We start from the raw sequence: 7,609 nt of genomic DNA, 5'->3' as shown, positions 1-7,609 counted from the left end.
TTTCAAAAAGTGACCTTGGTGCTTTTGGTTGACATTTCGGCATTATGCCGAATAAAATTAGTAGTATAAACAGGAATCAGAAAATTATGGACAATACACTGACTCGAATAGAAGCAAGGATCGCGCCAGAGACTAAGGCAATGATTCAAAAGGCGGCTGACATTGAAAGCTGTAGTTTAGCTGAGTATTTATCTAAGAGCGCACAGGCGGCGGCACAATTAACGATCGCAAATCATAACGTCCTAAAACTCAGTGCGGAGGGCAGCAGGGCTTTTGCTGATGCTATTCTTAACCCCAAAGAGCCAAATCAGAAACTAAAAGACGCTGCGGCTCGGTACAAACGGAAATTCGGTAATGCTTAGTATCGAATTACTAGATAGCAAGAAGCACGATTCTCCAGAGGAGAGGCTACGCCAACGAACGACATTCAAATGTGGTGTAGACAGTTTGGATGACTACATCAAGACTAGGGCATCTCAGGAATTAAAGAAGCGGGTATCTACACCTTATGTACTGACTGACTTACCAGAACGCCAAGTATTGGGATACTATTGCCTATCTTCTTACTCTATCGCTTCAATCGAACTTGATGAATCAACAGCCAAGAAGCTACCCAGATACCCGCTATTACCAGCGATTCTACTCGGACGATTGGCTGTAGACTCACGGTATCAGGGCAAAGGGTACGGTGGATTCTTATTACTCGATGCGATGAAGCGATGTCTTGAATTGTCAACTCAACTAGCGGCAGTGGCGATGGTGGTCGAGGCGATCGGTCAAGGCGCGGTAAGTTTCTACAAAGATTACGGTTTCATTGAATTTCCCGACGATCCGATGAAACTATATATTTCGATAGTTGAGTGCGAGAAACTGGGGCTTTAATCAAAATACCCCCACCCGTGAAGGCGAGGGCTAGATCGATCGATAGTGTCTCCGTTAGGAGAATCGGTAGACTGTTGCAAGCAGTTCAAACAAATATCGGTAGTACTAAATATTATGGCATTATCACAACTAGAATATAAGTAGCTGGGCGTAATTAAATATAAGATATCGTGTAGGGTGGGCACTGCCCACCAGCTATGTTTCAGACATAATCTATCTTATAAATAATTGCATCTACCTACTTAGATAGGATATATCGAGCGATTGGGGTAACATTTTTTCTAACAGGCTGGAGTTTAGATATAGAGTCAAAGTGGATCGGACTCTCGATTCTGTTGCGCCGAGTTCGAGCCTCGGGTTGCCCATTCTAGGTGTTAGCGATAGAGCAGTATGTTACAAAATACAACGCTCGTCAAAATGCCAAAAACTTATCGATCGACTAAAGATAACAAATCCTCAGCGTTCGAGCGCGATCGATTAGGTAGGGTTATTACTTTTGTGGAAGTGTAATCGACATTTCGCCACAGGGAGCGGTTTTGGGTGTGTTTTCTCTCGATCGAACTCCACTGGTAGTATCGAGGCGATCGACTGTTTGACAGCACATTTATCGAGATTCTGACCTTCACATTAGATTAAAAAATTTCACAAATCTTTATCATCTGCTGGGATTAGCGTATACTACGAAAGCAAGGCTAAATCCCAGTTTTTAAAGGAGCGAAAATCTAATGTCCGAGGCGCAGCAGCCCCTCAGAGTCCCTAGGGAATTTTTGGGACCGCCTGATGACTTGAATCCCAACGTCTTCATGTTCTTTGGCGCAATTGCACTAGTAACGATCTCCACGATCGGCTATTGGCAATGGCAGTTCCCAGGTTGGTGTTGCTTCGGCTTCAATGTCTTGGCTCTACATATGGCAGGGACGGTTATTCACGATGCTTCTCATAATGCAGCGCATCCCAATCGGGTCGCCAATGCAGTGATGGGACATGTGAGTGCGTTGATGTTGGGATTTGCATTTCCCGTATTTACTCGCGTCCACATTCAACACCATGCCAACGTTAACGATCCCGACAACGATCCCGATCATTTCGTATCGACAGGTGGGCCACTCTGGCTGATTGCCGCGAGATTTTTTTATCATGAAATCTACTTTTTTCAGCGCAAATTGTGGCGAAAATACGAGCTATGGGAATGGTTCTTTAGTAGATTATTAGTGGGGTTAGTAATATATGTTGCCTGTCAACATGGATACACGGGATTTGTTTTTAATTTTTGGTTCTCGCCTGCTTTAGTGGTTGGGTTAGCACTAGGACTATTCTTTGACTATCTACCCCACCGTCCATTCACAGATCGCAACCGCTGGAAAAATGCCCGAGTCTATCCCGGTGCGATCCTAAATATCCTCATTTTTGGGCAAAACTATCACCTAATTCATCATTTGTGGCCGTCGATCCCTTGGTATAAGTATCAAGCTGCCTACCGAGCGACCAAGCCATTACTCGAATCAAAAGGATGCCATCAGTCATTGGGATTATTACAGGGCAAGGATTTTCTCCATTTTGTCTATGACATTTTTCTGGGGATTAGGTTTCATCACAAGTCCGATCCCGTCAAGTCAACACCCCAAGAATAACGATCGCGCTGAAGATCTGGGTCGATCGATCTGCGGTTAACAGCAATGGGCTGGGCAATTGCCCAGCCCATTGTTTTGGAATTGGGTCGCGATCGGCTATTATGGCTTTGAGAAAACGAGCCGATCGTTACTAACTATACATTCAGTAAGGCTGAATTTTTTTAATCGCTCTTAAATTCAGAAAGCGTTAGCTAGGAACATATTGCAGCGGATTAGACGGCATGTTCGATCGAGTTTGTCAGCTAAAAACTTAGTAACAAATTTTACCAGCAGCTATAAAATAGCTGCCCAATTGCTGAAGATCGATCGTATTTATTGCCGAATTACCTGTAGAATTTAAGCAAAAATAAGTAATCTCGACCGCGTTGGCGGAGCCTCTCTGTTCGCGGAGCGTCCCGAAGGGAAGGAGAATCGCTTGGAATTTGGAGGAAAAACCTATCAGTAGCACAATCACCACCCAAAATATGCTAGCAACAGAAAAGTCTGTCATTCACATCTGGGGTCAAAACCCGTTGTCAGGGGAAGTAAAAATCAGTGGTGCCAAAAATTCAGCATTAGTTGTGATGGCTGGGGCACTGCTATGTTCGAGTAGCTGTAGGCTCCAAAACATTCCGGGACTAGTCGATGTCGATAAGATGTGCCAGATTATTGAAGCCTTGGGTGTCAAAATCCACCGCAATGGCGAAATTCTCGATTTTGATACCAGTGGCTTTAATTGTCATACTCCCCCGTTTGAACTGGTATCCAAATTACGGGCAGCTTTTTTTGCGATCGGGCCGATCTTGGCTAGATTGGGTGTAGCTAAAGTCCCGATGCCCGGTGGATGTTCGATCGGAGCTAGACCGATCGAATTGCACGTCCGAGGACTCCAGGCGATGGGCGCTCATGTCGAAATCGAACATGGCATTGTCAATGCTTACGTTACTGGGTCGAGTAAACGCCTGCAAGGGGCGAAAATCTATCTGGATTACCCAAGTGTCGGCGCGACGGAAACATTGATGATGGCGGCGACGCTAGCCGATGGTGAGACGATCCTAGAGAACGCGGCGAAGGAACCGGAAGTTGTCGATTTGGCAAATTTCTGTATTTCGATGGGTGCCAAAATTCACGGCGCGGGTACAGATCGAATTACGATCGTCGGTGTCGATAAGCTGCATGAAACCGATTATAGGATCATCGCCGATCGCGTCGAAGCAGCGACATTTTTGGTCGCTGGCGCAATTACCAATTCGGAAATCAGCTTGTTTCCAGTCATTCCCGAACATCTCACCGCAGCGGTCGCCAAATTAAAACAAATCGGTGCGAATGTCGTTATCGACGCCCCAGATCGGCTGCGAGTCGTCCCCACGGGCATTCTCAGAGGTGCAGATATCGAGACACTGCCTTACCCCGCTTTTCCCACGGACATGCAGGCGCAATTTATGGCGATGCTCGCTGTTAGCGAGGGTAGCAGTGTGATTACCGAGACAGTGTTTGAAAATCGGCTCCAACATGTTGCCGAACTCAAACGCATGGGTGCCAATATCAAAGTCAAAGGCAATCATGCGATCGTCGAAGGCGTTGCGAGGCTCTCTGGCGCAACTGTCACCGCCACGGATCTGCGAGCTTCAGCCGCACTGGTACTGGCTGGTTTAGCCGCCCAAGGTAAAACAACCATCCAAGACTTACACCATCTCGATCGCGGTTACGATCGCTTAGAAGCTAAGATGCGGAATTTAGGCGCGAAAATCGAGCGCGTGCGGGTCGATGCCGCAGGTGAAACAGTCTATCGCTATCCAGAGGCAGTGCTGCCAGTTTAGGATTTGGGCTTTAGGCTTTGGGCTTTAGGCTTTGGGCTTTAGGGAATATGCACACCGCAGAGGTTTCCTTAACACCCAATCCCTAACACCTAACACCTAACACCTAATCCCTCACTACCGACTCGATCGTAAATAAACATGTACATTGGTATGCGATCGGGGTAGCTTTGTGTAAATATCGAAAGTTGCTCCTATCCACTTTCACCTATTTAGATAGATTATGCAGTTAAGATTAGGGGACACCGTACCCAACTTCAAACAAGCTACTACCCAAGGCGAGATCGACTTCTTTGAATGGGCGGGTAATAGTTGGGTAGTTCTATTTTCACATCCTAAAGATTTCACGCCAGTCTGTACGACAGAATTAGGCGAAGTTGCCAAACTCAAGCCAGAATTCGATAAGCGCAATGTCAAACCGATCGCATTGAGCGTCGATGATGTAGATTCTCACAATGGTTGGGTTGGCGATATTCTCGAAACCCAAGGTTCGGCGCTAAATTACCCCATCATCGCCGACCCCGATAAAAAAGTTTCCGATTTGTATGACATGATTCACCCCAATGCAAATGCAATGGTGACTGTCCGATCGGTATTCATTATCGATCCTAACAAAAAGCTTCGGTTGACAATTACTTATCCGCCAAGTACCGGACGCAACTTTGATGAAATTTTGCGGGTAATCGACTCGCTCCAGCTCACCGATAATTACAGCGTGGCAACTCCAGCTAACTGGGTTGATGGCGGTGACTGTGTGGTCGTTCCAACGATCTCGACCGAAGAAGCCAAAGTTAAATTTCCCAAAGGCATTACCGAACTCAAACCTTATCTGCGGATGACTCCACAACCAGATAAATAGACTCGCTTCAATAATTAATAATTATTAATTATTAATTACCTCTCCCTGTTGGCGTAAGCCTGCCGTAGGCATAGGACAGAGGATTGAATGAGTTAGATAATCTTGTTTGATTTCCCAGCGTTGCATTTTACCCGCAACTCCATAAATAGGGAGGCTTTATACCTGTTTATCTCAGTAAATCAAACCGATCTACAAAAATAGCCCCCAACTTCTCACAGAAGTTGGGGGTTATTAATTATTAATGATTAATTAATTAAACCCATCTCCAACATCAACTTGGATTTTTTGACCCCATCAGGGATTTCTACTGGGTAATCGCCAGTAAAACAAGCCGAACAAAAATTATTAGGATCCTGATTGGTAGCAGCCAACATCCCTTCCCAGGAGAGGTATGCTAGCGTATCGACACCGATTTGCGCGGCGATCTCCGCCACTGACTTCGTTGCAGCAATCAGTTGATCTTGAGTATCGGTATCGATGCCATAAAAGCAAGGATGAGTAACAGGTGGTGACGAGATCCGCATATGAATTTCCGTCGCCCCAGCATCGCGTAGCGCCTTGACTAGTTTCCGACTGGTCGTCCCCCGCACGATCGAATCATCGATCACGATGACTCGTTTGCCTTTTAAAACATCTCTGAGGGGGTTTAACTTCATCCGAATGCCTGATTCCCGCATTTCTTGAGTCGGCTGAATAAATGTCCGTCCCACATAGCGATTTTTGATCAAGCCTTCAGCATAAGGGATCCCCGATGCCTCCGAAAATCCGATCGCGGCGGGAATACCCGAATCCGGCACGCCAATGACGATATCGGCATCCACCAAGGATTCGGCTGCTAATTGCTTGCCCAGGCGCATCCGGTAGCTATACAGGCTCTCTTCATGTACCCAGCTATCTGGGCGCGCAAAGTAAATCATCTCGAAAATACACAGCTTGGGTTGCGCTTTAGGTGCCCAATCGATCGCGGTGACACCACCTTTATCGATCCACAACAGCTCTCCCGGTTTGACATCGCGTTCGTAGTCAGCACCGATAATATCGAGGGCACAAGTTTCTGACGCGACAACATAATGGCTCACATGGTCGGGCATGATCCCCAGTACCAAGGGGCGAATGCCATAGGGGTCGCGGATTGCCATGATGCCATCGGGAGTCGCGATCGTCAGACTAAAGGCACCGATACACAATCGACACGCGCTAATCGTCGCCTCGACCCAGCTTTTGCCAGCATTAACTTCTTCCCGAATAATCAGCGCAATCATTTCGGAATCGATCGTCGTGGTCGGTTCGCACCCTCGATCGACTAGATATTCACGCAGTTGGGTAGTGTTGACAAGATTACCATTATGTGCTAGGGCAAGTTGTCCTAGTTTAGTATCGACAATTACGGGTTGAGCATTGCAGCGGCGGCTCGAACCAGTCGTCGAGTAGCGAGTATGTCCGATCGCCAGCGCACCGGGCAACCCCGCTAAAATCTCTGGATTGAAGACATGGGATACCAGTCCCATATCCCGATGCTCGTGGAGTTGCCGCCCCTCAAAGGTGGCAATCCCCGCCGATTCTTGACCGCGATGTTGCAGCGCGTACAAGCCAAAATAGGTCAGCTTGGCAACTTCCTGTCCGGGTGCATAGATCCCAAATACCCCACAAGCTTCTTCAGGTTTATCGACAGCATTATCGTTATCTGGCATGGTCGAGTTAACACGAACGGGATCGGCACAGGAATCGAGGCGCAAGTCGCAATCGGGAATCATGAATGGCTATGGTGGCGAGAGGGTGGCTAAGTTTGGGCGATCGAAATAATCGAGTTTTCTAGGTGTTTGCGGTTGCTACTACTGGTGTAGCTGCCCCACTAATTACTAGCTACAGCATAACCTAGTCAGTAGCCGAATATACATCGCAAATGCAAGCGAGCGAAATAAGTAATCTTAATGTGTTCGTAGCGATCGAATTTGCCAAGCTGAATTTTTAGCTACTTATTAAGTTTGAATATTGTTAAGTATTTATTAAGAATCTATTAAAGATAGCACGAAATCCGCAAGAGTATCTACAAAGATGACTGAATATTGCCCGTCATCGAAATTGCCCGTTCGATCTCCATAGCCTTTGGGGATCGGGGATCGCCACGAGAATCCACTAAAATCACTTGCCGCAATATCGCTGTTTGTGGCATTATGAGCGTGCAGTTAGGATCTTTATTACTCCTAATATAGGATCTCGATCGCGATCCACAGTTCGATCTAGTTGGTGCCATAGTGAGTCCGCCGCATAATTACTAGTCAGACGCTAGAATCGATCGATTTAATGGAGATCTATAGTATTGTAGCAACTGCGAATGACGGCTATTCACAATTGAGAACCGATAACTGTAATGTCCAATTTCCATTGGTTAGACCTGAGTGAATACTTGGCGATCGCCGCCGCAGTTGTAGGCACGATCG

At 46.7% G+C, this 7,609-nt stretch carries 7 protein-coding genes; 5 read left to right on the top strand and 2 right to left on the bottom strand.

Annotated elements, in window-relative coordinates; translation table 11 throughout:
- Positions 1-86 precede the first annotated feature (86 nt).
- From RMO35_RS10850 to crtR, 3 genes are all read left to right on the top strand, one after another.
- A complete protein-coding gene (locus tag RMO35_RS10850) occupies positions 87-362 on the top strand; it encodes a DUF1778 domain-containing protein (protein ID WP_309741115.1) in 276 nt (91 codons plus the stop codon).
- Entirely contained in the window at positions 355-882 is a 528-nt protein-coding gene (locus RMO35_RS10845) for a GNAT family N-acetyltransferase (RefSeq protein ID WP_309741114.1), read from the top strand. The genes RMO35_RS10850 and RMO35_RS10845 overlap by 8 nt, the downstream gene beginning before the upstream one ends.
- A 725-nt stretch (positions 883-1,607) precedes the next feature.
- Positions 1,608-2,513, top strand: a complete 906-nt coding sequence (crtR, locus tag RMO35_RS10840; protein WP_309741113.1) for a beta-carotene hydroxylase — start codon at positions 1,608-1,610, stop codon at positions 2,511-2,513.
- Positions 2,514-2,763: 250 nt separating this feature from the next.
- Here the strand turns inward: crtR and RMO35_RS10835 are convergent, their stop codons facing one another.
- Complete coding sequence (locus tag RMO35_RS10835) at positions 2,764-3,003, bottom strand: hypothetical protein (RefSeq protein WP_309741112.1); 240 nt, start codon at positions 3,001-3,003, stop codon at positions 2,764-2,766.
- Here RMO35_RS10835 and murA point away from each other — a divergent pair.
- Complete coding sequence (gene murA, locus RMO35_RS10830) at positions 2,978-4,312, top strand: UDP-N-acetylglucosamine 1-carboxyvinyltransferase (RefSeq protein WP_309741111.1); 1,335 nt, start codon at positions 2,978-2,980, stop codon at positions 4,310-4,312. The genes RMO35_RS10835 and murA overlap by 26 nt on opposite strands.
- A 220-nt stretch (positions 4,313-4,532) precedes the next feature.
- Positions 4,533-5,168, top strand: coding sequence for a peroxiredoxin (locus tag RMO35_RS10825; protein ID WP_309741110.1), 636 nt, complete (start codon positions 4,533-4,535; stop codon positions 5,166-5,168).
- A 245-nt stretch (positions 5,169-5,413) separates the two neighbouring features.
- On the opposite strand, the gene purF is transcribed toward RMO35_RS10825, so the two are convergent.
- On the bottom strand, positions 5,414-6,922 hold the full coding sequence (gene purF, locus RMO35_RS10820) for an amidophosphoribosyltransferase (protein WP_396135648.1): 1,509 nt from the start codon (positions 6,920-6,922) through the stop codon (positions 5,414-5,416).
- Positions 6,923-7,609 lie beyond the last annotated feature (687 nt).

Source organism: Chamaesiphon sp. OTE_20_metabat_361, from assembly GCF_031364565.1.
This window is presented reverse-complemented; position numbering and strand designations above follow the sequence as displayed.